Below are 23715 nucleotides of genomic sequence, written 5' to 3' on the forward strand. Positions count from 1 at the left end.
TCTAATAAATTAATCTTCATCCTCAGAATCGCTAGGATCTGAAGGTGGATTTGTAGATGGATTACGGTTGCTATTATTTCTGTCGCTGTTGTTTTCTTCTTCTTCCTCTTTAGGAGGTTTAACATCTCCTAATTCTATTGGTTTTGATGAAGAAGATTCTTTTCCAGTTGCATTTACAGCTGTTACGTAGAATACGCCTGAATTTTGATTAATATTCGTTTTCATATCATCACCAGCTCTTACAGAAGCAATTTTTCTAGCTTGAGCTTCGGTGTTTTGTGCGTAGTATACGTAATAGCCAATAACGTCTTTTTCTGAACTAGAATTCCAACTTAATGTTTTACCAGATAACTTTACATTAGCTACTTGTTTTGGTGCATTGTTGTTCGTTGGTAAAGTTTCATCAGAGATAGCGACTAAATCTTTAAATACTGCATTATCAGCCATTAGTTTTGTAAACTCTTCTTCTGTTAGTTGTAATCTCTTTAAGAAGTCTGTTTTTAATACAGGTCCTTGTTTTACAAATTCAGAAGGAGTTGAACTTAAAGGAGCATAAGCAATATCGCCGATTCTTACAAATTTTCCAATCGATAGACTATCATCTACTTTTGTTGGCGCAAATTCAGCGTTAAAAATATCTTCTCCAACTAAACCAGCCTGTCGGCATAGGTCTGAAGGTAATAAACCAGTTAACTTACAGTAACTTCTTCTTACGATACCCCCTGGCATTTTAAAACGCTCAGAAGGACCGATGTATTCTGGATTTGCTTCATATGCAGAATTCAATAAGTTAGCCCACATTGTCTGTGTTCTAGTTGAAGCACCACCAGCTAAAGATCTTCTTTGTTCGTAACCAAACCAAACACCTAATGTGACATTCGGATTAGAGGCAACAAACCAGCTATCATGCGTATAATTGGAAGTACCAGTTTTACCACTCCAATCAGAAGAGAACTTTAATCTACTTCTAACGTTTCCAGCTGTCCCACTTATTACTACGTCTCTCATAGTATCTATCATTAAATAAGCAGTTTGTGGAGAGTAAATTCTTTTTGGCTCAGCTTTATGTTCATAAATTGTTTCTCCAGTATTGGAGACAATTTTTTGAATTAAATACGGTTTATTGTATTCTCCATTATTAGCAAAAGTAGCATATCCTGACGTGTTTTCTAATACAGTTACTCCTGTACCAGATGCACCTAATACACCAGATATTATAGCGGCATCATTTTCTGTTAAATACTTGAAATTTTGTTCGAATAAGAAATCCATCGGTCTATATTGTGCTTTTAGGTCAACATATGCTCGGACAGCAGATATGTTGTAAGAATGTTTTACTGCGTCCCGAACGGTTACTAAACCATACTCTTTACCCGTATTAAAGTTAACTGGAGTATATGGTGCCTGTCCACGTATTTCAAATGTTTTCTTAATATCGGCTAACATACTGCCAGGTTGAAGCTTACCGTATTCATATGCTGGAGCATACAATAATAGAGGTTTCATTGTTGATCCATTATGCCTAGGTGATCTTGTTGCATAGTTTATTTCTGAATGATTGAAATCCCGTCCAGGAATAAAACTTAAGATGGCACCAGTCTTATTGTCTAATAAAACAGCTCCAACTTGTTCTGGATTTTTAACTGTTTCTCCAGTTTCTTCGTCAATCTTTGGAGGACCAATTCTAAATCCGTCACGATCAAAAATTGGTTTAGCTGCATTTTCATCAGCCCAATCAAGTTCTGGTCCAAATTGAAACTTGTCTTTTGCTTCTTGCATCTTATCGAACATTTCTTTGTTTATCGTTGTGTGAATGTGATAGCCACTTTGTCTTATATTTAAATGAGCTAATTCCTTATATTCATTTAAGAGATTAGTGTTTTCTTTTAAATCTTTCTCTTCATAACCATCTTGTTCAGCTAAAATAAATGCAATAATTTCTTTTGCATGCTCTTCAATTTCCATTGTTAAATGTGGATATTGTTGGAATGCTGTTCCTTCAGGGTCAATAAAGTCTTTCGTAATGTCATAAGCCAAAGCTTTTTCATGTTGTTCTTCTGTTATATATCCTAAAACATTCATTCGGTTTAAGACATGGCGCATTCTATCTAAACCAGGTCTTAATCCTTCTGGTGATTTTACTTCAGCTGTACGAGTAAAAGGTGTATATGCAAAAGGACTTTGTGGCAAACCAGCGATATAAGCGGCTTGCTCTAAAGTTAAATCGTTAGGTTCTACTCCAAAGATTCCTCTAGAAGCCGTTTTCACTCCTGCAATATTTCTGCCTGAAGAGTTTCTACCGAATGGAGAAACATTTAAGTATGCTTCAAGAATCTCTTCTTTTTCGAAGTAATGCTCTAATCTCAGTGCTAACAAAATTTCTTTCGCTTTTCGATCGAAGGAGACTTCGTTTGTTAAAATTTGATTTTTTATTAATTGTTGAGTTAATGTACTACCACCAGTTTGATTGGCAGAGTTTAATACTTCTTGTAACATTGCACGTAAAAGAGCCTTTGGAACGATTCCTGGATGCTCATAGAAATATTCATCTTCTGTTGCGAGTAATGCTTGAACTAACACTTCAGGTACTTCGTCTATTTTTACTTCTTCTCGATGCAAATCTGCCCTATACGTTCCAAGAAAAAGATTATCAGCGAAGTACATATTAGATGTTTCTTCATAATCATATATGTTACGTTTCATGTCTTCATAAGGACGTAAAGGTTCATCCTTCACAAGAGCAGCAAAGTAACCAGCTAACGTACCGCCAGCAAAGCCTAAGCTAATCACTCCTATAAGAATAAAGATTAAAATTAAATTCCAAACTACTGAGTATGTAATATTAAAGCCTTTTTTCGTTTTTTTATTTACAAAGAATTGATAGAACGACAAAAATTGTTCTTTTGTTTTATCGAACTTTGACATAATATAATCCCCCCATTAAACATTATTATTATAGCATACTGTAAAGATTTAGATGGGGATTTTTTTATTACAAAAAGGTCCATTCAAAAAATATGTAGTTGACAAATAGCTTGGGGATATGATAAAAGTACTTTATAATTATTTTGAATAGTGATAAGCAAAGATAGGAATTAGTAATATTTAATAGCGAGCTTACAGAGAGCTGGTGGTAGGTGCAAATCAGTACTGCATTAAATATGAATTACCTCCTAGAGCTTCTTTTGTGAACAGCTTTTGAGCCTATTAGCAAAAGACGGTTATCAAGCCGTTATGAACAAACAAGTGGTAAAGCAATGATTGTTGCTTTGCAAGTTGGGTGGTACCGCGAGATATAAACTCGTCCCTTCTATATAGGGATGAGTTTTTTTATTTGACTAAATCAAAGGAAAAGAGGAATTGGAATGAGTAACTTATTAGAAGATTTGAAGTTCCGCGGCCTAGTTAATCAGATTACAGATGAAGAGGGCTTGGAGAAGTTGTTAGAAACGGAAAAAGTAAAGTTATACTCTGGATTCGATCCGACAGCAGACAGTTTACACATCGGTCATATGCTACCTGTTTTAACGTTAAGAAGATTTCAACAAGCTGGACACTCTCCAATCGCTTTAGTTGGTGGAGCTACAGGTTTAATTGGTGATCCAAGTGGTAAAAAAGCAGAACGTACGTTAAACACTTCCGACGTTGTTGCGGATTGGTCCAATAAGATTAAAGACCAACTTTCTTGCTTTCTAGACTTTGAAGCTGCTAATAATCCAGCTGTTATTGCGAACAACTTTGACTGGATTGGTAACATGGATTTAATTACCTTCCTACGAGATGTTGGTAAAAATTTCGGGGTTAACTACATGCTTGCAAAAGATTCTGTACAGTCTCGTATTGAGTCTGGAATTTCCTTTACAGAATTTACTTACATGATCTTACAGTCACTAGACTTTTTACATTTATACAAAAATGAAAATTGTAAAATACAAATAGGTGGAAGTGACCAATGGGGTAACATAACTGCTGGTTTGGAACTTATCCGTAAATCCGAAGATGAAGCAAAAGCTTTTGGGTTAACAATTCCATTAGTTACAAAGTCAGATGGAACTAAGTTTGGTAAAACAGAAGGCGGAGCTATTTGGTTAGATAAAGAGAAAACATCTCCTTACGAGTTCTACCAGTTCTGGATTAACACAGATGACCGCGATGTTGTTAAATACTTGAAATTCTTTACTTTCTTATCCCATGAGGAAATTAATGAGTTAGAAACTGAGATGGAACAAGCACCTGAAAAACGTTCCGCTCAAAAGAAACTGGGTGAAGAAGTTACAAAACTTGTTCATGGTCAAGAAGCATTAGAGCAAGCAATTCGTATTTCGGAAGCATTATTTAAAGGTAACATCGCAGATTTAACTGCATCAGAAATTTCACAAGGTTTTAAAGATGTTCCTTCGTTCCAATTGGAAGGAGAAGATGATGTTGCTTTATTGGAACTTTTAGTGATGAGCAAAATTGCACCTTCTAAGCGTCAAGCTCGTGAAGATATAACAAACGGTGCAATCTCTATAAACGGCGAACGTGAAACAAGTTTAGAGCGTGTCTTAACTAAAGAAGATCGTATTGAAGGACAATTTACGGTTATTAGAAGAGGGAAGAAGAAGTACTTTTTAATTAAATACTAATGCGTTCTTTTTTAGAAATAGATTTTTGTGGAATAAAGTCAATGATATATGTATGAATGGCCTTAGAGTAATTTCTAAGGTCATTTTTCGTTTTTGCTTCGGGTAGGTGTGGTGGTGTTGTTTGTATTTGCTAAAGATTGAAACAGAAATTGATTGGATTGAAACACAAGTGGATGAAGGAGTATGCGGTGAGATGGATTGAAACAGAAAAAGGTGGAATTGAAACACAAAGTATAAGGATTGAAACAGAAATTGCTTGGATTGAAACACAATTGGGATGAAGGAGTATGCGGTGAGATGGAATGAAACAGAAAAAGGTGGAATTGAAACACAAAGTATAAGGATTGAAACACAAACTACATGGATTGAAACACAAAATAAATGAAAAACTCTAGAAACAAATTTTAAAATAAAATGAGGATTAATAAAATAGTTGTACGTAGAAAATAGAAAATCACCATAAAAAAACCCCAATCGAATAATCGACAGGGGTCTCCGAAACTATTAACGAGAGTAGAACTCAACGATTAATGCTTCGTTAATTTCAGCAGCTAACTCAGAACGCTCTGGTAAGCGAGTGAAAGTACCTTCTAACTTGTCAGCATCGAAAGTTAGGTAGTCAGGAACGAAGTTGTTCACTTCTACTGATTCTTTCACAACTGTTAAGTTTGAAGATTTTTCACGTAGAGAAATTGTTTGACCAACTTTCACGCGGAAAGAAGGGATGTCAACGCGTGCGCCATCAACCATAACGTGACCGTGGTTAACTAATTGACGAGCTTGACGACGAGTGCGAGCTAAACCTAAACGATAAACTACGTTGTCTAAACGAGATTCTAAAAGAACCATAAAGTTTTCACCGTGTTTACCAGGTAATTTGCCAGCAATATCGAATAAGCGACGGAATTGACGCTCATTCATACCGTACATGTGACGTAATTTTTGTTTCTCTTGTAATTGTAAACCGTATTCAGAAATCTTCCTACGTTGGTTTGGACCGTGTTGTCCTGGTGCGTAAGGACGCTTGTCTAATTCTTTACCTGTTCCGCTTAAAGAAATTCCTAAACGGCGGGATATTTTCCAACTTGGACCTGTATAACGAGCCATGAATGACTCCTCCTTTAATGTGTTATTATTTTTGTGCAATAATAACCCTTAGCGAAATTACTAACAGGATTATGATGTTTTCATGTATCCTCGCTCTGCAGCAAAGAGTTACTCGATACACCTCCGATATAGATATCGGGGAACAAAATAATCAAACTAGCATATCACATAGGCTGCAATATTTTACACAAACGCTATTGTATAAAAAAAACAAATGAAAGTCAAGGTTTTTTCATGGTATAAATATAATAGTAGGTTTTGTAAAGGAGAATTTGATGAAGAACGAAACAAAAAACGAGAAAATAATTAGACTTAGTTTAATCGTCATTATTAGTATTATTACCATGCTATTATTTAAAGTTCAATTCCAAATGTTTACTTTCTCTTCCGATGATTCATTCGAAAATGTAAAGTTGCAAGTAGAAGTTTTACATGTGATGGATGAAAACAACGAATCCCCAATAGTAGCAATGGTAAAAGATTACGAAGGGAAGCCAATGTTAGTTACATATAGAATAAATGTGAACGATAACTTTCGCTTCGAAACGATCCAAGCAGTTGAATTAAAAGAAGTGCCCAATAGTATTAGTAAAAATGCAAGTTCAAACGATGTTTGGGTTGAGTTAAAAGATGAATTTACGTTATTTACAAAAGAATTAGATGTGGTGAAAACGCAACTTGAAAAGCCAGTTAAAAAAACTCAAGAACAATACAACATTCAAATAAGTGAGATGGACACTGTACAATATTTAATAGAAGTTTATAAAAATGATATAAAAGTAGTACAAAAAGCAATTCAACAAAAGCCGGTTCATGTACACAAATTGTCAACTGATGATTCATTGTGGTTAATTCAATTAGAGGAAGATGTAATGCTTCTTTTTTCATAAATTAATAATAGGAAATATTAACTAGATTTGGTATAATGTAAGTAGTCAAAAAATAAAAGGTGAATGAGATGAACCAATCTAAAATGAGCTTAAAGCAATTGAAAATGTTAATGTATGATTACTTTCTTCATTCGGAAATTTTTGATTTGGAAACAATAAATGTAATTGTTGAAGATTTTTTGAAAGAAAATATGGAAGTTGAAAATGTTAAAGTCATCTCATGCAACGATAAAGAATTATTTATAAAAGAACCTAACGACTTAATTAATGCTTATCAAAATAAATATAGCATTCCACTAATTCATAATGAGGTTTATGAAGGGGAATTGCTTTTACATGTTTACAAAACAAAGAAAATACCAACTGATTATATAAACGAGCTTTCCAAAGAGCTGGCATTAGTTTTAAATAAAGTGAAAAAATTAGTCTTGGCAAAAAATGAACAACATAGATACGAACAATTATATCGGGTAACCTCTAAGTTTCATTCAACGATGGAAATAAATACGATACTATCAGAAATATTTGCAACGTTACGAAACATGTATAATGATTACACCTATTTTTTAATGTTAACATCAGACTATGATAACCTTCAAAACCTGCCTGTTAAGCGCTTCAATTTTGACGAGGGTGACTCGGTTGCTATGCAAGCTTATGTTACTGGTGAAGTGCAATTAGAGGACTCTATAAAAGAAAAAAGATCGTATATTTATATACCGCTAAAAGGGAAACAAGGGATTTACGGAGTATTACAGATAATCGCAGTAGATGCTGTTGTTTTCCCGAAAGAAGAAATAATGTTTATTACACTTTTAGCAAATACGGCTGGAACTGCTTTTGAAAATGCTCAATTATACCAACAGTCAAGGCAATCCATTTCAGACCTTCGATTAATTAATGAGGCATCCCATCAATTAAATACGAATTTACGATTGTCAGAAGTGACAGCTTATTTATACGAAAAGATAATGGATACATTCCAAGCAAAAGAACTCGGTTTTTTAGTTTGCAGTCGAGATGGAAGAAAAACGGAACAAGATATATTAGAAGGGTCAACTTCCTTTTTTGAAAAAGAAAATGCAAACGTCCTTATTGATTACGTAAGACAAAGTATCATTCAACAGAAAGAGCCGATTTTCATTAGTGATACTAGAAGTAATCCTACTTTAAAAGACTTAGAGTTTTATTCATGTATCGTTATTCCAATGGAATTATCAAATGATAAAATTGGAGCTTGTATCGTAGGGCATACGTTGCCATATTTCTTTAGTTTTGACCAGTTTAAATTGTTACAATCATTAATTCACCATTCTACGCTTGCCTTCAGTAACTCCATGTTAAGGGAAGAGTTAGAGAAATTTGTCATTACAGATTATTTAACGCGATTAAGATCAAGAAAGTATTTAGATGAAAAAATACAAGTATCGATGAAAAACGATTCTTTCGGAACATTTTTACTAGTCGATATAGATGATTTTAAACTTGTTAATGACCGTTACGGACATCAAGTTGGTGACGATATATTAATTCAAGTGGCCAATATAATAAAAGAAAATATTCGCGATACAGATATTGCAGCACGTTGGGGTGGCGAAGAATTGGCAATCTACTTACCTAAAGTAGACTTGTCCCTTGGTACTCAAATTGCTGAACGTGTACTAACACAAGTAACTACGAAAACAACACCAACTGTTTCCATCTCATGTGGTATCTCTTATTGGGAAAAAGGAGATAGTATTACAGCGAAAGAACTATTTTTAAACGCGGATTCCGCTCTTTATGAAGCAAAAGAAACTGGTAAAAATAAATATTGCATACAAAAAGAAAATACAGCATTCTCATCATAGCTTTGAGCCCTGAATTGGTTTCGGGGCTTTTCTTTTTGGTTATTAAGGTAGTACATAGTTGTTCGAAATGCCATAAATCTTTTAAAAGAAAACGCTTTCATTTTCATGTTAAATGCCATATGCTAATGGTAGGTGTTAACAAAGGGGGAAATAGATATGGACAAAAAGAGATTTGAGACTACGGTAATTCATGACGGATACGATAGTACGCAATTTCACGGAAGTCTAGCACCACCTATATATCAAACATCGACTTTTTCTTTTGAAACAGCGGAACAAGGGGAGAAGCGCTTTGCAGGAGAAGAAGAAGGGTATATTTATTCCCGCCTAGGAAATCCAACAGTAAAAATGTTAGAAGAAAGAATTGCTGCATTAGAAAAGGCAGAAGCAGGCTTAGCGTTTGGCTCTGGTATGGCCGCAGTTTCTGCAACTTTAATTGGTTTAACGAAAAGTAATGACCATATTTTATGTTCACAGGGGATATACGGATGTACATTTGGACTTTTAACACTGTTAGAGTCAAAGTATAACGTATCCCATAGCTTTTGCATGATGCAAACAGAACAAGAAATTCGCGACGCCATCAGACCTGAGACGAGCTGTATTTATTTAGAAACACCGGTAAATCCTACTATGATGTTGATTGATTTAGACTTGGTTGTTTCTATAGCAAAGGAAAAGAATATTCCAGTTGTAGTTGATAACACATTTAGCTCTCCATATTTACAAAACCCAATTGAACTAGGGTGTGACATCGTACTACACAGTGCTACGAAATATATTGGTGGTCACGGGGATGTTATCGCAGGATTAGTAGTAGGAAAAAAAGAATGGATACAAGAAATTTCGATGACTACTTTAAAAGACATTGGTGGTGTAATGGCACCGTTTGATGCGTGGTTACTTTTAAGAGGATTAAAAACGTTGCCTGTTAGAATGGATCGTCATTGCGAAAATGCCGAAAAATTGACGAATATGTTAAAAGAGAATGAGCTTGTTGAAAAAGTATTTTATCCTGGGGATGTAAATAATCCGAGTTACCCTATTATGAAAAAACAAATGCGTAAAGGTGGAGGCCTAATTTCATTCACTATTAAAGGTGGAAAAAAAGAATGCCAACAGATTTTAAACAACTTAAAATTAATAAAAATAGCTGTAAGTCTAGGAGATGCTGAAACCCTAATCCAACATCCAGCTACGATGACTCATTCTGTCGTACCGAAAGAAACACGCGAGACAATGGGGATTACAGAGAACTTAATTCGTCTATCTATTGGACTTGAAGCATGGGAAGATATTTGGGCAGACTTACAGCAAGCTTTAGAAAAATTGAAAAAATAATAGCTGATTTGAAAAAGCTCAAGCACTTATAGTAGTACTTGAGCTTTTCATTATCAAGTTTTAACCTTCTAATAATACATTTACAAACTGCTGTAAATATTTTTTATCTACTTCATCAAATCGAGATTTAATTGGACTGTCAATGTCTAATACTCCAATAACTTCTCCGTCTTTTAACATCGGTACTACAATCTCTGATTGAGAAGCAGCATCACAAGCGATATGACCTGGGAATTGATGAACATCATCCACTAACTGCGTTTCTTTTGTAGATGCTGCAGTTCCGCAAACTCCTCTTCCAAATGGTATTCTTACACAAGCAGGTAAACCTTGGAAAGGCCCTAAAACAAGTCCATTTCCTTCCGTTAAATAAAATCCAACCCAATTAATTTCTTTCAAGAATACATTTAATAAAGCAGACGCATTGGATAAGTTTGCGATGAAATTTGGCTCATCACTAATCAATGCTTTTAATTGTTTTAATACTAACTCGTAATTTTCTTCTCTAGTTCCAGAATATAGTTCGACTTGAAACATCATTTTCCCCTCACTTTTTCACAAATCATTTACTCAAATTGGCAATTCATACACAATTCCCATGTACTTTGTCGACATTTAATAAAAGGATAAACGGAACCGTTATAGAAATCAACTATAGTAACTCCATTTACATGAATCAATTTCATAATTTCAGTTCGTTTAATGAAAAACGAATATTTTAGTGATATACAAAATAATATGTTCATTTATTAAGGTGTATAAATACAGAATACGATGCTATTATTCGTTTTTCGTCTAGTAGTCGTACATTATGAAACGGACTCACATAATAAATACAATTAATCTAAAGCACTAAATTTGTTGGGGGTGAAGGAATTGGATAGTACTAGGAATAGGATAGTAGAAGCAGCGATAGGATTATTTCATGCGAATGGCTATAGTGGAACGAGTGTAAGAGATATTGCTACAAAAGCGAAAGTAAATGTAGCCCATATTTCTTATTATTTTTCTAGTAAAGCTGGCTTGCATGAGCACTTAATAACTAGCTTCCTTGAAGAGTATATGCTAATTTTAGAATACCAATTTAAAAAAATAAAGACATACTCGGCAAGAGAATGTCTTCTATCGACAATATCATCTGTTTTACAATTTCATAGGGAGAATAGTAAACTTGCTAGCTACGTCTATCGTGAAATAATGTTACAGACAACTTTAGCAAGAGAAATAATGATAACGTACTTAGCGAAAGAAAAGCAATTTTATAAATATGTATTTGAGTATGGTAGAAAAACAAAAGAATTTCATGCTATTTCTGTACCTCTTACGGTTGCTCAATTAAGAAACATGATAAGCATGCCTTTTCTTCACGCTTCTTACTTGTCAGAAGTATGGCAAATAATGCCATATGATGCGAATGGTTTAATGCAGTATGAAAAAATTATTGTAAAATGGTTAGAACAGATGGTTTTTATCCAGGGTACAAAAAGAATTGCTTTATAATAGTTGCTTGTTAATTCTTTCTAACCCTTGACCTAAATCCTGCGCGTTATGGGCATCAGAGCCATAAATGAGAGGGATTTTTCTTTTTGCTGCCTCAAACGCAATGTGTTCTGGCGGATATGTATCTTGGCAATATTTTTTATTTACTCCCGCACCATTATAATCAAGTTGCATTTCATGTTTCTTTATTAGGTCTAATAATGGTAATACGAAAAGTGATAGATTCCCATTGTATGGATAAAGCAATTTGAATTTCTCCACTAATGTGATGTGGCCTATACGCTTCGGCTTGAATATTCCTAAGTCAGATGTAATAGACTTTTCAACAGTCTCAAAGTAAGCTTTGTAAACTTCATCAAGACTTCCGTATACCTTCACTATTTCTCCAAATTGCTGTTCACTGTAGTCTAAACAATAGTAGTTTATATCTTTACGTAAAAAATGCACGGATAAAATGCTGTCATCAAGTAAACTGCCATACTCTTGTAAGAAGTATTTTGTCTCCCCTTCAAATTCTTCAATAAAATCTACTTCTAATCCACAGTTTATCGTTAACTTTCCTTGATAACGTTCTTTCAGTTTTCTTACCCCTTCCAAATAAATACTCAAATCATTCCAATTCATCGCACTGTCTTTGTGTGGAGTAGGATCTGTAAACCTCTTTGGAAGTGGAGCGTGTTCGGTGAAAGAGATTTCATCCATTTTTAGCTTAATAGCCTGTTCCACATACTGCTCTAACGTATCTCTTGTCCCATGTGGACAATAAAAAGTATGAATGTGCTTATCCTTCATTTCTTCTACCCTCTTTGTGCAAATAATTTTTTACTATCATACTTTACTTACATTCTAATTTCTATTAAATTGTCTTTATTTATGTAACTTTTGACAGCAATAAATGAACATAGACAATTTTAATTCTTAAAGATAGTATTGATTTTCATACTAATCTCGCTATAATCACCCGCGCTTTTGAACAGAACAATGAGTAAAAAGTATGATATAAATTTCTCATCTACAAAAAAACGGACAAATTACTAGTTTTTATGTAAAAAAATATTAAAATTTAGGTCAAAAAATGTCGGTAACATGGTATCATAAATACATTGAATATCAAATAGAAGTTTGTTTTTTTCATGATAATGTTATTTTACTAAACGTTTTATTAATGTTTTTACATACAAAAGGTAAATCGGCTTAAGAAGACCAACAGGGATAAAGGGGACTTTCGGATGAAGATAGTAATTGGAATATTAGTTTTAGCTATTACATTTGTTACGTTTAGTTATTTTACTAGAAAAAAGATTTATAGTGAAGTTGACCGACTAGAAGTGTGGAAAATGTCGATCATGAACAAGCCTGTTACGGAAGAATTGTCGAAAGTAAAAGATTTGAATATGACAGGTCAAACAGAAGAACTTTTTGAAAATTGGAGAAATAAATGGGATGATATTTTGACATATCAACTTCCAAACATTGAAGAGATGTTGTTTGATGCAGAGGAATATGCTGACAAGTATCGATTTAAAAAAGCAAAAGCAGTTGCTAAAAAAGCTGACGAGCAATTAACAGAAATAGAAAAAAGTATAGATGAAATATATGCTGAGCTACAAGAATTGATTGGTAGCCAAGCGGATAGTAATGAAAAGGCGACAACATTAGAAGAAAAATATAAGCAATGCAAAAAGCATTTATTAACGCAACGACACCAATACGGAAATGCAACAACAAAACTTGAAAAAAATTTAGAAGCTTATGCTGAGAGTTTTACAGAGTTTAAAGAAGCTATTGATAATGGTAATTACCTAGTTGCAAGGGATCTTATTAATAAAGTAGAGAATGAAATCGCTGAGTTTGAATACAAGCTAAATGAGTTACCAAATCAATTAATAGAATGTCACTCTATCATTCCGGGGCAACTCGCGGAAATAGAATCCGGCTATAAAGATATGATAGAAGAAGGATATAAACTAGACCACTTAAAAATTGAAGAAAAAGTAGAAACGTTGCGTTCTAAATTGAAGGTGCTTTTAGAACTATTAAACAATACTGATGTAAAACAGGCGTCAGAAGGTGTATCTTCTGTAAAAGAGGAACTCGAGTCACTTTACGACCTTATAGAAAAAGAAGCTCTTTCCAAACAATATATCAATAAAGAAATTCCAACGATTCATACGAACTTAGGTCAGCTAACAGAACAATCAACAAATTCTAAAGAAGAAACAATTATTGTTCAAGAGAGTTATCAACTATTAGAAGACGACCTTACAACGCAAAAAACAATGGAAAGCAATATTCAAAAATTAAATAACAGATTTTTAATATTGAAACAACATCTAGAGGAAAAGTCCATTGCATATTCCATATTAAAAGAAGAATTAGAAGATATATGTGAGCAAATTAATTCTATTCAAGAAGTACATGAGCAATATGTAATAATGTTACAAGCATTGCGTAAAGATGAAATGGCTGCAAGAGAACAGTTAGTTCATTTGAGAAAATTACTATTTGAATCTAGAAGAATGATTGATAAAAATAATTTACCAGGATTACCTAAAGATTTTTATGATCTTATTGCAGAAACGAATAGTAATATTAAAGCTGTTACGGAAAAATTAGAAGAAAAACCATTGAATATTATTGAGGTTAATGTTATTTTGCAACATGCCGTTGCTTCCGTTGAAAAATGTTATAATGAGACGAAAGACATTATAGAAAATGCAGCATTAGCAGAAAAAGTTATTCAGTATGGAAATCGATATAGAAGTAAATATAATTCTGTACATGAAAGGCTAGTAGAGGCCGAGCAATTGTTCCGTAGTTTTCAATATGCTGCGGCATTGGAAGAAGCGGCTACATCGCTAGAAGAAGTAGATCCAGGGGTACTTAAGAGAATCGATAAACTAATTGAAAAAAGAATTGGAAATGATGAAGGTGAAGTGGAACAACAAAATATTAACTAGTATAACAATCATGTTAGTACTATTCATCGGGATTATACTGACATGGGGAAGTGCTTTTTATAACTTTCAAACGAATACTCCTCCCGCACCAACGATTGTTACTGATATTCCTATAGAAGAAGTTAGGGAAGTGGAAAAAGAAGAATCTAATCCACAAAAAGAAGTAACTACTGAACGCGAAGAAGATGCAGTAGTCCATATTACGTTAGAAGATGGGCTAACGGTAGAATTGTTAAGAAAGTTAAAAATTACAGAAACGAACATTTCCATTGATCGTTTACTTTCCATACTTGATATAAAATAAAAAAGGGCTGTCCATATTGGGCAGCCCTTACGTTTTCGTTTTTATGATTTTATTTTCCCTAATATAAACCCTATTAGTGCTCCAACTATAGCAGGTACTAACCAGCCGACACCTTCTGCATATAGTGGTAAATTACTGAAAATGTTTTGTAAGAATGTGATATTAATATCTGCAATTGCAAGTCCGTCCACTACACTAATAATTCCAGTGAATAGTAATGCGAATCCATAAACAGATGATGGGTTATCCATTTTCACGAAGGAGAGGACGATTAAAACAATCGCGAGTGGATAGATCATAATTAATACCGGTAATGAGAAAGTAATCAATTGATTAAGGCCAACGTTTGCAACAATCATACTAAAAACACTTAAAATTCCAACGAACATTTTATAAGAAATAGTTGGAACTACTTTTGCAAAAAACTTACTACATGCTGATACAAGTCCTACTGATGTTGTTAAACATGCAAATGTAATAGCAAGACCAAGAATTACCGCTCCAATGGAACCAAATAAATAATTTGCAGATCCAGATAAGATGACACCACCGTTAGCTGCATCTCCAATCGCATCTTTACTTGTTGCACCTAGATAAGCAAGTGCAGCATACACAACGGTTAACCCAGCTGCCGCAATGAATCCAGCTTTAAGGCAAAGGTTTGCGATCGTTCTCTTATCTGTCACTCCTTTATCACGAATAGCAGATATGATAACGATACCAAATACTAGCGCAGCGATTGTATCTAATGTTAAATAACCTTCGATAAACCCTTTAAAGAATGGTGATTCTTCATAAGCTAGAGCAGGTGCTTGTATTTCGCCCATAGGTGTTACAATACTTTTTAAAACTAAAATTCCTATAACAGTTAAAAGAATTGGAGTTAATATCTTTCCGATACGATCTACTAATTTAGATGGATTTAATGCTACGTAGAATGTAATGGCAAAAAACACAATTGTATATAAAAATAGTGGCCATCCTTCTGTATTCCATCCAGCAGGAAGAAATGGTGTCATACCTATTTCATATGCTACCGTTCCTGTACGAGGAATTCCGAAGAAAGGACCAATAGCTAAGTACATAATTAAAGTGAAAACTAATCCAAAAACAGGATTAACACGGTTAGCAAGTGTTTGTAAGTCCCCACCTGTTTTGGCAATCGCAATTATACCTAGTAATGGTAACCCTACACCGGTAATTAAAAACCCGAGTACAGAGATCCAAAGGTTTGTACCTGCAGATTGACCTAACAGTGGTGGGAATATCATGTTACCTGCCCCTAAAAATAATGCAAATAACATTAACCCTAATATAAGAATATCCTTATTTGAATATAATTTATTACTCATATGTTTCCTCCTGAAAATTAAGAAAATGAATACGTTTACATAGTATCATAATTGATGAGAAAATTGTCGAATATTATAAAAGTTAAATTATTAACTATATTAAGAAAGTGTTGAATATTTTGAATCTATATTAAAACATCACTCAATTAGTAATACTCTTTTCTTTCTCTGAACGAGTATGCTAACATTAATAATTGCCAAAAGGATAAAAAACGGGGGCATTGCCTTGATTTATTTAGATAATAGTGCAACAACAAAACCATATGATGAAGTTTTAGAAACCTATATAAAAGTAAGTAAAGATTATTTTGCCAATCCTTCATCTATTCATTCATTAGGTGGAAAAGTGGAAAAATTATTACAACAGTCTAGAAAGATGATAGCAAATCTCATAGGTGTACACGATAGTGAAATTATCTTTACATCGGGTGGGACGGAAGGTAATAACCTTGCAATAAAGGGGACGGCTTTAGCTAAGAAAAATGTCGGTAATCATATTATTACTACAACAATAGAGCATCCTTCTGTAAGTGAAGTATTTAATCAATTAGAACAAGTTGGTTTCCGTGTCAGTTATTTAGACGTTTCTTCAGATGGAAGAATCAACTTAACACAATTGAGTGAATTATTAACAGACAGCACCATTCTATTATCATTAATGTATGTGAATAATGAAGTTGGAATCGTTCAACCATTAGAAGAGGTTAGTAAAATTTTGTGTAAATATCCTAATGTCACTTTTCACGTGGATAACGTGCAAGGTATTAGTAAAGTATCTTTACCTCTAAAGGAATGTAAAATTGATTTATGTACGATGTCCGCTCATAAGTTTCATGGACTTAAAGGAAATGGAATTTTATATAGAAGGAAAGGGATTAAGCTCGCTCCCTTATTAGTGGGAGGAGAGCAAGAGTGGATGGTTCGATCTGGAACCGAAAATGTTGCTGGAATTGTGGCGATGACAAAAGCATTGAGAATGTCATTAGAACAAAATTTGCATTCCCTCCACCAATTAAGCACACAAGCAAAATTAGAATTACAAAAAGTGGATGGTGTCGTTATAAATACACCGGTAGAACATAGTGCGCCACATATTGTTAATTTTTCCGTGCCTGGTATTAAGTCAGAAGTGCTTGTCCACGCATTAGGAAAAAAAGATATTTACGTATCAACGACATCAGCTTGTTCATCAAAACGAAAAGCACCAAGCAAAACGCTAAAAGCGATGAACGTTAGTGATGAAGTTGCTAATAGTTCCATACGCATTAGTTTTTCATTTGAAACGACAAAAAATGAAATGAATATCTTCATAAGAGAATTAGATAAAAGCATTAAACAAATAAAAGAAGTAACGAGGTAATGAACATGATATATGACCATCTCTTAATAAGGTACGGTGAATTATCTACAAAAGGTAGAAATAGAAGTAAATTTATAAAAGCATTAAATGCAAACATCATGCAAAACTTGGTAGATTATCCAAACTTAAAGTTTGAGAAAAATCGAGATCGTATTTTCATTAAGTTGAACGGTGAACCTCATAAGCCAATTATAGAAAAATTATCTTTAATCTTTGGTTTACATTCATTCAGTTTAGCTGTTAAGTCACCTACAGTATTAGAAGACATTAAAGATAATGCATTATTGGCATTAAAAGATCAACCATACGAAGGCAAAACATTTAAAGTTACAGTAAAACGTGCTTATAAAGAATTTGAATTAGATACAAATGAATTGAACTACGCTATTGGGTCACATATTCTTAAGAATACAGAAAACCTTAACGTTGATGTTAAAAAGCCAGATATAAACGTGCGAGTGGAAGTTAGAAAAGAAGCAACATATATTACTTGTAAAGATTATAAAGGTCCTGGTGGGCTGCCAGTTGGCACTGGTGGAAAAGGAATGCTAATGCTCTCAGGCGGGATAGACAGTCCTGTAGCTGGCTATTTATCGATGAAAAGAGGAGTCGAGATACATGCCATTCACTTTTTTAGTCCTCCTTACACAAGTGAACGGGCAAAACAAAAAGTAGTTGATTTAGTAAAAAAATTAACGAACTTTGGACCAAAAATAAAGCTTCATATTGTTCCGTTTACGGATATTCAAGTAGCCATTCAGAAACAAGTTCCTGAAAACTACACAATGACTTCAACGAGAAGATTTATGCTACGTATTGCTGATGAAATTAGAAGGAAAGAACAAGGCCTTGCCATTATTACCGGGGAAAGCCTTGGACAAGTAGCAAGTCAAACGTTGGAAAGTATGGTTGCCATTAATGATGTTACTACAACCCCAATTTTAAGGCCATTGTTAACAATGGATAAAACAGAAATTATGGAGATAGCAACGAAAATTGATACATTAGAAATTTCTAATCGACCATTTGAAGATTGTTGTACCATCTTTACACCAACTTCTCCGAAAACAAAGCCGAAAACAGAGAAAGTCACCTATTATGAAAGCTTTTTCGATATAGAGGCAATGGTGGAAGAAGCAGTAACAAATACGGAAATAGTAACAATTTCTCCTAAAGATTTAACTAATGAAGAGGAATTTAACGAGTTATTCTAGTGCTCTATACAATGACATCACACTCGCTTTACTGTTTTTGTACAAAATGTGAACAATTTCCAAAAGGATTTTAGAATGAAGCCATGTGTTTTTACACACTCTATACTCACAAGGAGGTGAAAACACATGGCAAACAACAACAGCTCAAATCAATTATTAGTACCTGGAGTACAACAAGCTCTTGACCAAATGAAATACGAAATTGCTTCTGAATTTGGTGTTCAATTAGGCCCTGATGCTACAGCTCGCGCTAACGGTTCTGTTGGTGGTGAGATCACTAAGCGCTTAGTTCAAATGGCTGAGCAACAAATCGGTGGTTACCAAAAATAATTATATAAAATGGCTACAAGGTGGGGGAAACCCCACCTTCTTATACTTTTGACATATTAGAGGTGGGACATACGATGAAAGAACAAGATCAAATCCATAAGCAGCAACAAAAGCAAGGGCGTAAACGCCGTAATGAACCGAAACATGCGGAGAAGTCGAACGAACAAAAGGGCTGATGATTCAGCCCTTTTTTACTATCTAGATTACCGCTGTAGATTGAGCACAATACAATCCGACTTACATAAAAAGAATATAATATACTTCAATCATTCACAGCTACATAACCGCTTTTCTTTACTAGTTGTTGTCCTTCGTTTGATATGATCCAATTGATGAATGGTTGAATATTCGGGTTGGTGTTTTCTTCTATTGTAACTGCGTAAAATTCACTTATTATGGGGTAAGTATCGTTCTGGATGTTTTCTTTTGTTGGCTCAACTCCGTTAATGGATAGGTGCTTTATTTTACCGTTTTGAACCATCTCTTGAGAAAAGAAGCGGAATGAAAAACCAATTGCATTTGTTTTGTTTTTGTATTCTGCAGTCGATTCAATGATACCTCCCATTCCGGAAGCTACTTGTTCTTTAGGTGGTGTCATTAATCTTTTTGTACCCATTAATTTTATGAGTGCTTGCTGACTTCCGCTATCCTCAGGTCGTTGGAAAGCGTGAATCTCTTCGTTTTTACCTCCAACTTCACTCCAATTCGTAATTTCTCCAGCATAAATTTGTTGAATCTGTTCCACTGTTAAATTATCGACTGGATTATTTTTATGAACAAAAAATACGAATGCTTCTCTACCTATTGGAGTTTGTTTTAGCGTAACATTTTGTCTCTCAGCTTCTCTTACAACTTTATCAGGTGGTGGTGGAACAAATATAATGTCACGTGTACCTTTTAACAATTCACTCCATGCTCCACTTGTTTGAGTAGAAACAACGTCTCCCTTTTCGTTAGAATACTTTTTCTCCGGATAGACTGCTTGAACGAATGAAGCAAAAACGGGATACAGAGCTGTAGATCCATCTAATTTTGGCAAATTGTTTGTAAGTGATAAAGATGCAGGTTCATCTAATGTAGCAAGCTTATTATCCTCAGTGAACGGTTCATAAAGATATAAATCAACGTCTTGCGTACTCATTATCTTTAGACTATTAACGTACGAACTATGTCCAATGTTTACGAAAAAAGGATTGCTCCCGTAACGAATACACTAAAACAAATTTTTGGCCATCTCTTTTTAAATTGATTAAATATAAATAGGTTAGAAAAGGTAATTAGACCTAAGATAACAATCAATGTGAATATAACGTACATTGCTTTACTGGAAGAAAGTGCAATCATAATGGTTGCATAAAAAACGATGAATAACATAATAGCAGTTAAAATAATGGCTCCTAAAATTTTCACAACTAAAACCTCCATTCAAAGTGAATTTATTTACAATAATATTCCACAAAAAGAAGATATACCTTTCCGCTTGATAAAGAATGGTGTTTAAAAAAGAAGCATCACTAGTAAAGGAAACAAAGAAAAGGAGTGTAAGATAATGTGGAGAAACATAAGAAATAAAATATGAGATAGCACACCAAATCACAAACTAAATGGTATTCTATTTTTTATTGACATATTGATATTTATAGGAAATAATTGGTATGAAATAACAATGAAATATCAATTCTGATAATGTTGCAATCCCGACCATATAAAGCCAGACGTTGGTATGACTTTTGGCTATCGTACTACGGCTATGTCTAACTGGTCAATTACTGAAGAAATCTCAAGATTAGTTCGTATCAATCAGCAGATGAAGATGGTTGATATGCATGAGAAATTACTCAAGGAAGGTTATTCAATTAGCTACACGACAGTTAGGAACTTTGTTAATAAAGATATTTCTAAAACAAGTGAAGTATACATTTAAAAAAACTGTCTACCTGGACATGAAGTTGAGTTCGACTGGGGAGAGATAAAACAAGAAAATGAAAATAAAATAAAATAAAAAGCTATTCCTTAGACGCTTTCACGTTAGCACATAGTAACTATCGATTTGCAAGGTTATATCAATCCGAATCACAAGTATGAGTATTAGATGTTCACGCAAAGTTTATAGTTCATATAGAAAGGTTCCGCATACTTATGTAATTAGTCTCTCTGTACATATGAATAACCTACTACTGTTCTCATGTTGGCATAAGTTAATACAGAAGGGACAAAACCACTTGCCCATATAGTGAATTCTTTTCCACTCATTTCCTTTAATAAAATAACGTAATTGCTCCATCATTTCCTGAGTGAGGGCTTTATTACGCCCAACTCTCTTTTTGTAGGAAGAAGCTTTTAAAATCACTTCAGTAATCGGAAGATTACGTAAGTCTGTCTTTCTACTTAACTCAAATTCATTAATATATTTATCCGTTGTATTTCTTGCTTTTTTGGCTAGTGCAATGCTCCTCTTCCTTTTCCCCTCCAAATAAAGGTGAATTATATTCTTTTTATCTCGCAATTTGATCACTCCTCATTTTCCCTAATTGATACAACTAGGGTCTGTTTTCTATCAGAGTGGCTCGGGTTTCAATTGTCATTGTGGCTAAGATACCATAAACAGTTTTCATAAAGCCTCACTAATTGCAGTTTAAATTCGGCTATAAATGTCCGACGTTGACGTGGCTACAGCACACTCCTTAATATTAGTAGTCTTACTTTACATGCCCTTATTTTTTCTTTCCAACTTAGTGTAGCCTATTCATTTTCAGTTATCAGCAGGAAAAGCAGTTATAAGTTCAGAGGAGTATCATCCCTTATCCTTCTAGATAAGCTTATGTTAATCATTATTTATATTTTTATATGCTAACCCTTTCCTATCAGGTGCCATTGGGGGTTGTTCCAACCATTTGTTTTTTATCAGGAGATATGCTCCATTCTCAGAAATTTTCTGAACCTCAAGTATCAATCTGTTATACATAATAGCTATATCCATTCTAAGACTTTGAGCTATTGCTGTGCCATAATACCCAATACTTAAAGCCATCAATCCAGATGTATAGTACATCATAAGTTTATCTGAAAATGTATAGGATGTACTTTCTGTTAAATCTGAACCCCAAGACAATGGAAGAGGGAGATTGCTTTCCTCCAGTTTTTCTCCAAATAATTTAACATGTTTCTTTGCAATTTCTATTAGCTTTAGAAAGAATTGTGTTACATCCTTTGAATTTGAAACCTGACTAAATCCAGCTAGTGTGACTGTTCCTAAAGCATTTCTTTGAATATTAGTGTATAGATTAGATACTTCTAGTGCTATTAAAGGCCTTTTATCTCCAAAGAAATCCAAAATAAAACTTTGTTTCTCCACATATTCAAATTCTCCTATATTTGGAAAGAAAGGAGGTCTTGTATATAGACCTTTTGATAAAAGTAAATCCTTTGCCATCTTATATAATTGCATAGTCTCAGTAAGACATTCCATATAAAAGTCTGTAATATCAGCTCTTATAGCTACAGATAAACTAGCTGAATAAGCTGTAAGTCCAACTTTAGCCATATTATGTACAAAATTTAAAACATAGCTATCAGAAAAAAGCCTAGGTGCTGTTAAATCAACATCCTCCTCTACCTTAAATCCATGAGGTAATTTGTTCTTTTCCTCAGAAAGTATTGCAGTTGCTTTTTTCACATGAGTTTGAGATAGCTCCAAGGCATGAGCAATTACAGGCTTTATTTCTGCATCTTCAGCTTTTTCTAAAAAGTAAGTTAGCATACAAATACTTGCACTATCATTCACGTACTGAGTCCAAAGCTGAGCTATTTCTGTGGCTGTTAGCCTTATCTGTTTTCCCTGTCCCATTAAAAATGACCTCCATAAAAAATATACTTTTATTAAATTTCTCCAAAGTTTCTTATTATATGTATAGGGCTTTCAAACAGAAAAAGAGTAGATGCCTCAGCACCTACCCAATAAACATTCCACTTTACTTAATAGACTAATTCTAAAGAGATTTTTAATTAAAAAGGGAAATAATCAATAAGCTCTATCCTCTAATAATAGGTCTAGCTGTTCATCATTAATTGCCATCCATAAACCTCCAAAAAATTTTAATTTGTAAACCGCTCATCTTCTGTATATACCTTTATTTTTGTGAACTTGATGTTTCTCCCAAATCAGATGATAACCATATTATTAACAGAGAAAACCTTGATGTAAATGCATTCCAGTTTACTGCAATTCTTTTAAGCTGTAATAATTATTGAGACAAAGCACCCTTTTGTTTATTAGGCATTAAGTTTCATTTTTAAATTACTAATATACAATTGTTATAAAATTTGTTTATTTTTGTAAATTATATTTGGTGTGTAATTTCGGCTGTTATTTACCCTGATTTATTAGACGCTTTTATACTTTTTCTCCACGTTTTCGGAACTACTTAATAATTTCTTGCACTCGCTTTTTTTCAATACAAGTAATGTAGTTTCATTTGAAATTATGATAATCTTTATTTAAGAATAATTGTGTTTTTATACCAATGTGCAGATTTTAAAACCTTGAGTGAATTGTCGCGGAAGCCACTTGACTCCTGCGGGAAGAAGAGCGAAGCGTGAGACCCCACAGATGGGACGCCGAGGAGGCTCACGTCACTCGTCGAAATGCGGACGTCGCTCGTTCTGCCTCATCAAAACTGGACCGCTACGGAGGGAGATAAAGGAAACACGATTTACGACATAAGGAGCAAAGCATGTTGACTTATCGACCGGAGGAGAGGTAAGTTTTGAATGGAGCAAGCGCCTGGAACAGACACCCCGCGGAAAGCAAGTGGCTGCAGTGGAAAGGAAAGGGCAAGATTTTAAACAAAGAACTTGTTGTATTAACGAGATTAAAGGA

General features: G+C 34.0%; 19 protein-coding genes, 1 pseudogene and 1 other annotated feature. Of the genes and pseudogenes, 11 read left to right on the forward strand and 9 right to left on the reverse strand.

Translation table 11 applies throughout. The annotated features are described in order from the left end of the window. Positions 1–9: 9 nt before the first annotated feature. Positions 10–2925 carry a transglycosylase domain-containing protein gene (locus CDZ92_RS00660; RefSeq protein ID WP_096152933.1) on the reverse strand — a complete coding sequence of 972 codons (2916 nt, stop codon included), beginning with the start codon at positions 2923–2925 and terminating at the stop codon, positions 10–12. Positions 2926–3076: 151 nt separating this feature from the next. Beyond that, positions 3077–3312: a binding site (T-box leader), on the forward strand. Positions 3313–3365: 53 nt separating this feature from the next. Between CDZ92_RS00660 and tyrS the strand changes: the two genes are divergently transcribed. Next, complete coding sequence (tyrS, locus tag CDZ92_RS00665) at positions 3366–4628, forward strand: tyrosine--tRNA ligase (protein ID WP_096152934.1); 1263 nt, start codon at positions 3366–3368, stop codon at positions 4626–4628. Between the two features lie 504 nt (positions 4629–5132). Here the strand turns inward: tyrS and rpsD are convergent. Beyond that, positions 5133–5735 (reverse strand): 30S ribosomal protein S4, encoded by a 603-nt coding sequence (gene rpsD / locus CDZ92_RS00670; protein WP_096152935.1) that lies wholly within the window; start codon positions 5733–5735, stop codon positions 5133–5135. Between the two features lie 275 nt (positions 5736–6010). Between rpsD and CDZ92_RS00675 the strand changes: the two genes are divergently transcribed. From CDZ92_RS00675 to megL, 3 genes are all read left to right on the forward strand, one after another. Further along, complete coding sequence (locus tag CDZ92_RS00675; RefSeq protein WP_096152936.1) at positions 6011–6625, forward strand: hypothetical protein; 615 nt, start codon at positions 6011–6013, stop codon at positions 6623–6625. Between the two features lie 68 nt (positions 6626–6693). After that, positions 6694–8475 (forward strand): sensor domain-containing diguanylate cyclase, encoded by a 1782-nt coding sequence (locus CDZ92_RS00680; protein WP_255249761.1) that lies wholly within the window; start codon positions 6694–6696, stop codon positions 8473–8475. Between the two features lie 156 nt (positions 8476–8631). Then, positions 8632–9816 carry a methionine gamma-lyase gene (gene megL, locus CDZ92_RS00685; protein ID WP_096152937.1) on the forward strand — a complete coding sequence of 395 codons (1185 nt, stop codon included), beginning with the start codon at positions 8632–8634 and terminating at the stop codon, positions 9814–9816. Between the two features lie 60 nt (positions 9817–9876). Here the strand turns inward: megL and CDZ92_RS00690 are convergent, their stop codons facing one another. Then, positions 9877–10353, reverse strand: coding sequence for a GAF domain-containing protein (locus CDZ92_RS00690; RefSeq protein ID WP_096152938.1), 477 nt, complete (start codon positions 10351–10353; stop codon positions 9877–9879). A gap of 339 nt (positions 10354–10692) precedes the next feature. On the opposite strand from CDZ92_RS00690, the gene refZ reads away from it, so the two are divergent. Beyond that, positions 10693–11316 carry a forespore capture DNA-binding protein RefZ gene (refZ, locus tag CDZ92_RS00695; protein WP_176483677.1) on the forward strand — a complete coding sequence of 208 codons (624 nt, stop codon included), beginning with the start codon at positions 10693–10695 and terminating at the stop codon, positions 11314–11316. On the opposite strand, the gene hisJ is transcribed toward refZ, so the two are convergent. After that, the gene (gene hisJ, locus CDZ92_RS00700; protein WP_096152939.1) at positions 11311–12108 is read right to left on the reverse strand and encodes a histidinol-phosphatase HisJ; all 798 of its coding nucleotides are present in this window, start codon (positions 12106–12108) and stop codon (positions 11311–11313) included. The two genes, refZ and hisJ, sit on opposite strands and share 6 nt — an antisense overlap. Positions 12109–12545: 437 nt before the next feature. On the opposite strand from hisJ, the gene ezrA reads away from it, so the two are divergent. Both ezrA and CDZ92_RS00710 read left to right on the forward strand, forming a co-directional pair. Beyond that, positions 12546–14276 (forward strand): septation ring formation regulator EzrA, encoded by a 1731-nt coding sequence (ezrA, locus tag CDZ92_RS00705; protein ID WP_096152940.1) that lies wholly within the window; start codon positions 12546–12548, stop codon positions 14274–14276. Then, complete coding sequence (locus CDZ92_RS00710; RefSeq protein WP_141395182.1) at positions 14239–14580, forward strand: hypothetical protein; 342 nt, start codon at positions 14239–14241, stop codon at positions 14578–14580. Before ezrA ends, CDZ92_RS00710 begins: the two co-directional genes overlap by 38 nt. Positions 14581–14621: 41 nt before the next feature. Here the strand turns inward: CDZ92_RS00710 and brnQ are convergent, their stop codons facing one another. Then, entirely contained in the window at positions 14622–15932 is a 1311-nt protein-coding gene (gene brnQ, locus CDZ92_RS00715) for a branched-chain amino acid transport system II carrier protein (protein ID WP_096152943.1), read from the reverse strand. A 226-nt stretch (positions 15933–16158) separates the two neighbouring features. Here brnQ and CDZ92_RS00720 point away from each other — a divergent pair, with 226 nt between their 5' ends. The 3 genes from CDZ92_RS00720 to CDZ92_RS00730 all read left to right on the forward strand — a co-directional run bounded on the left by CDZ92_RS00720 (position 16159) and on the right by CDZ92_RS00730 (position 18836). Further along, positions 16159–17292 (forward strand): cysteine desulfurase family protein, encoded by a 1134-nt coding sequence (locus CDZ92_RS00720; RefSeq protein WP_096152945.1) that lies wholly within the window; start codon positions 16159–16161, stop codon positions 17290–17292. Positions 17293–17297: 5 nt separating this feature from the next. After that, entirely contained in the window at positions 17298–18506 is a 1209-nt protein-coding gene (gene thiI, locus CDZ92_RS00725) for a tRNA uracil 4-sulfurtransferase ThiI (RefSeq protein WP_096152946.1), read from the forward strand. Positions 18507–18632: 126 nt separating this feature from the next. After that, the gene (locus CDZ92_RS00730; protein WP_096152948.1) at positions 18633–18836 is read left to right on the forward strand and encodes an alpha/beta-type small acid-soluble spore protein; all 204 of its coding nucleotides are present in this window, start codon (positions 18633–18635) and stop codon (positions 18834–18836) included. A 262-nt stretch (positions 18837–19098) separates the two neighbouring features. Here the strand turns inward: CDZ92_RS00730 and CDZ92_RS00735 are convergent, their stop codons facing one another. After that, entirely contained in the window at positions 19099–19977 is an 879-nt protein-coding gene (locus tag CDZ92_RS00735) for a PstS family phosphate ABC transporter substrate-binding protein (protein WP_096152949.1), read from the reverse strand. Between the two features lie 38 nt (positions 19978–20015). Continuing rightward, entirely contained in the window at positions 20016–20246 is a 231-nt protein-coding gene (locus CDZ92_RS00740; protein ID WP_096152951.1) for a hypothetical protein, read from the reverse strand. A gap of 391 nt (positions 20247–20637) precedes the next feature. On the opposite strand from CDZ92_RS00740, the pseudogene CDZ92_RS20550 reads away from it, so the two are divergent. After that, a pseudogene (locus tag CDZ92_RS20550) lies at positions 20638–20918 on the forward strand (IS21 family transposase); the annotation flags it as partial. 55 nt (positions 20919–20973) lie between these two features. Here CDZ92_RS20550 and CDZ92_RS00745 read toward each other — a convergent pair. Continuing rightward, positions 20974–21342: a hypothetical protein gene (locus CDZ92_RS00745; RefSeq protein WP_096152952.1), complete on the reverse strand. Its 369-nt coding sequence runs from the start codon at positions 21340–21342 to the stop codon at positions 20974–20976. 318 nt (positions 21343–21660) lie between these two features. After that, a complete protein-coding gene (locus tag CDZ92_RS00750) occupies positions 21661–22683 on the reverse strand; it encodes a DUF3231 family protein (protein ID WP_096152954.1) in 1023 nt (340 codons plus the stop codon). Positions 22684–23715: the final 1032 nt, after the last annotated feature.

It is taken from the genome of Bacillus sp. FJAT-45066 (genome assembly GCF_002335755.1).
Lineage (GTDB): Bacteria > Bacillota > Bacilli > Bacillales > Bacillaceae_I > Bacillus_CD > Bacillus_CD alkalisoli.

Coding starts and splice junctions, on each gene's coding strand:
- thiI (WP_096152946.1), top strand. CDS start 17,298: ATGATATATGACCATCTCTTAATAAGGTACGGTGAATTATCTACAAAA.
- CDZ92_RS00675 (WP_096152936.1), top strand. CDS start 6,011: ATGAAGAACGAAACAAAAAACGAGAAAATAATTAGACTTAGTTTAATC.
- CDZ92_RS00730 (WP_096152948.1), top strand. CDS start 18,633: ATGGCAAACAACAACAGCTCAAATCAATTATTAGTACCTGGAGTACAA.
- CDZ92_RS00750 (WP_096152954.1), bottom strand. CDS start 22,683: ATGGGACAGGGAAAACAGATAAGGCTAACAGCCACAGAAATAGCTCAG.
- CDZ92_RS00660 (WP_096152933.1), bottom strand. CDS start 2,925: ATGTCAAAGTTCGATAAAACAAAAGAACAATTTTTGTCGTTCTATCAA.
- brnQ (WP_096152943.1), bottom strand. CDS start 15,932: ATGAGTAATAAATTATATTCAAATAAGGATATTCTTATATTAGGGTTA.
- hisJ (WP_096152939.1), bottom strand. CDS start 12,108: ATGAAGGATAAGCACATTCATACTTTTTATTGTCCACATGGGACAAGA.
- megL (WP_096152937.1), top strand. CDS start 8,632: ATGGACAAAAAGAGATTTGAGACTACGGTAATTCATGACGGATACGAT.
- ezrA (WP_096152940.1), top strand. CDS start 12,546: ATGAAGATAGTAATTGGAATATTAGTTTTAGCTATTACATTTGTTACG.
- CDZ92_RS00680 (WP_255249761.1), top strand. CDS start 6,694: ATGAACCAATCTAAAATGAGCTTAAAGCAATTGAAAATGTTAATGTAT.
- CDZ92_RS00710 (WP_141395182.1), top strand. CDS start 14,239: ATGATGAAGGTGAAGTGGAACAACAAAATATTAACTAGTATAACAATC.
- rpsD (WP_096152935.1), bottom strand. CDS start 5,735: ATGGCTCGTTATACAGGTCCAAGTTGGAAAATATCCCGCCGTTTAGGA.
- CDZ92_RS00735 (WP_096152949.1), bottom strand. CDS start 19,977: ATGAGTACGCAAGACGTTGATTTATATCTTTATGAACCGTTCACTGAG.
- tyrS (WP_096152934.1), top strand. CDS start 3,366: ATGAGTAACTTATTAGAAGATTTGAAGTTCCGCGGCCTAGTTAATCAG.
- CDZ92_RS00690 (WP_096152938.1), bottom strand. CDS start 10,353: ATGTTTCAAGTCGAACTATATTCTGGAACTAGAGAAGAAAATTACGAG.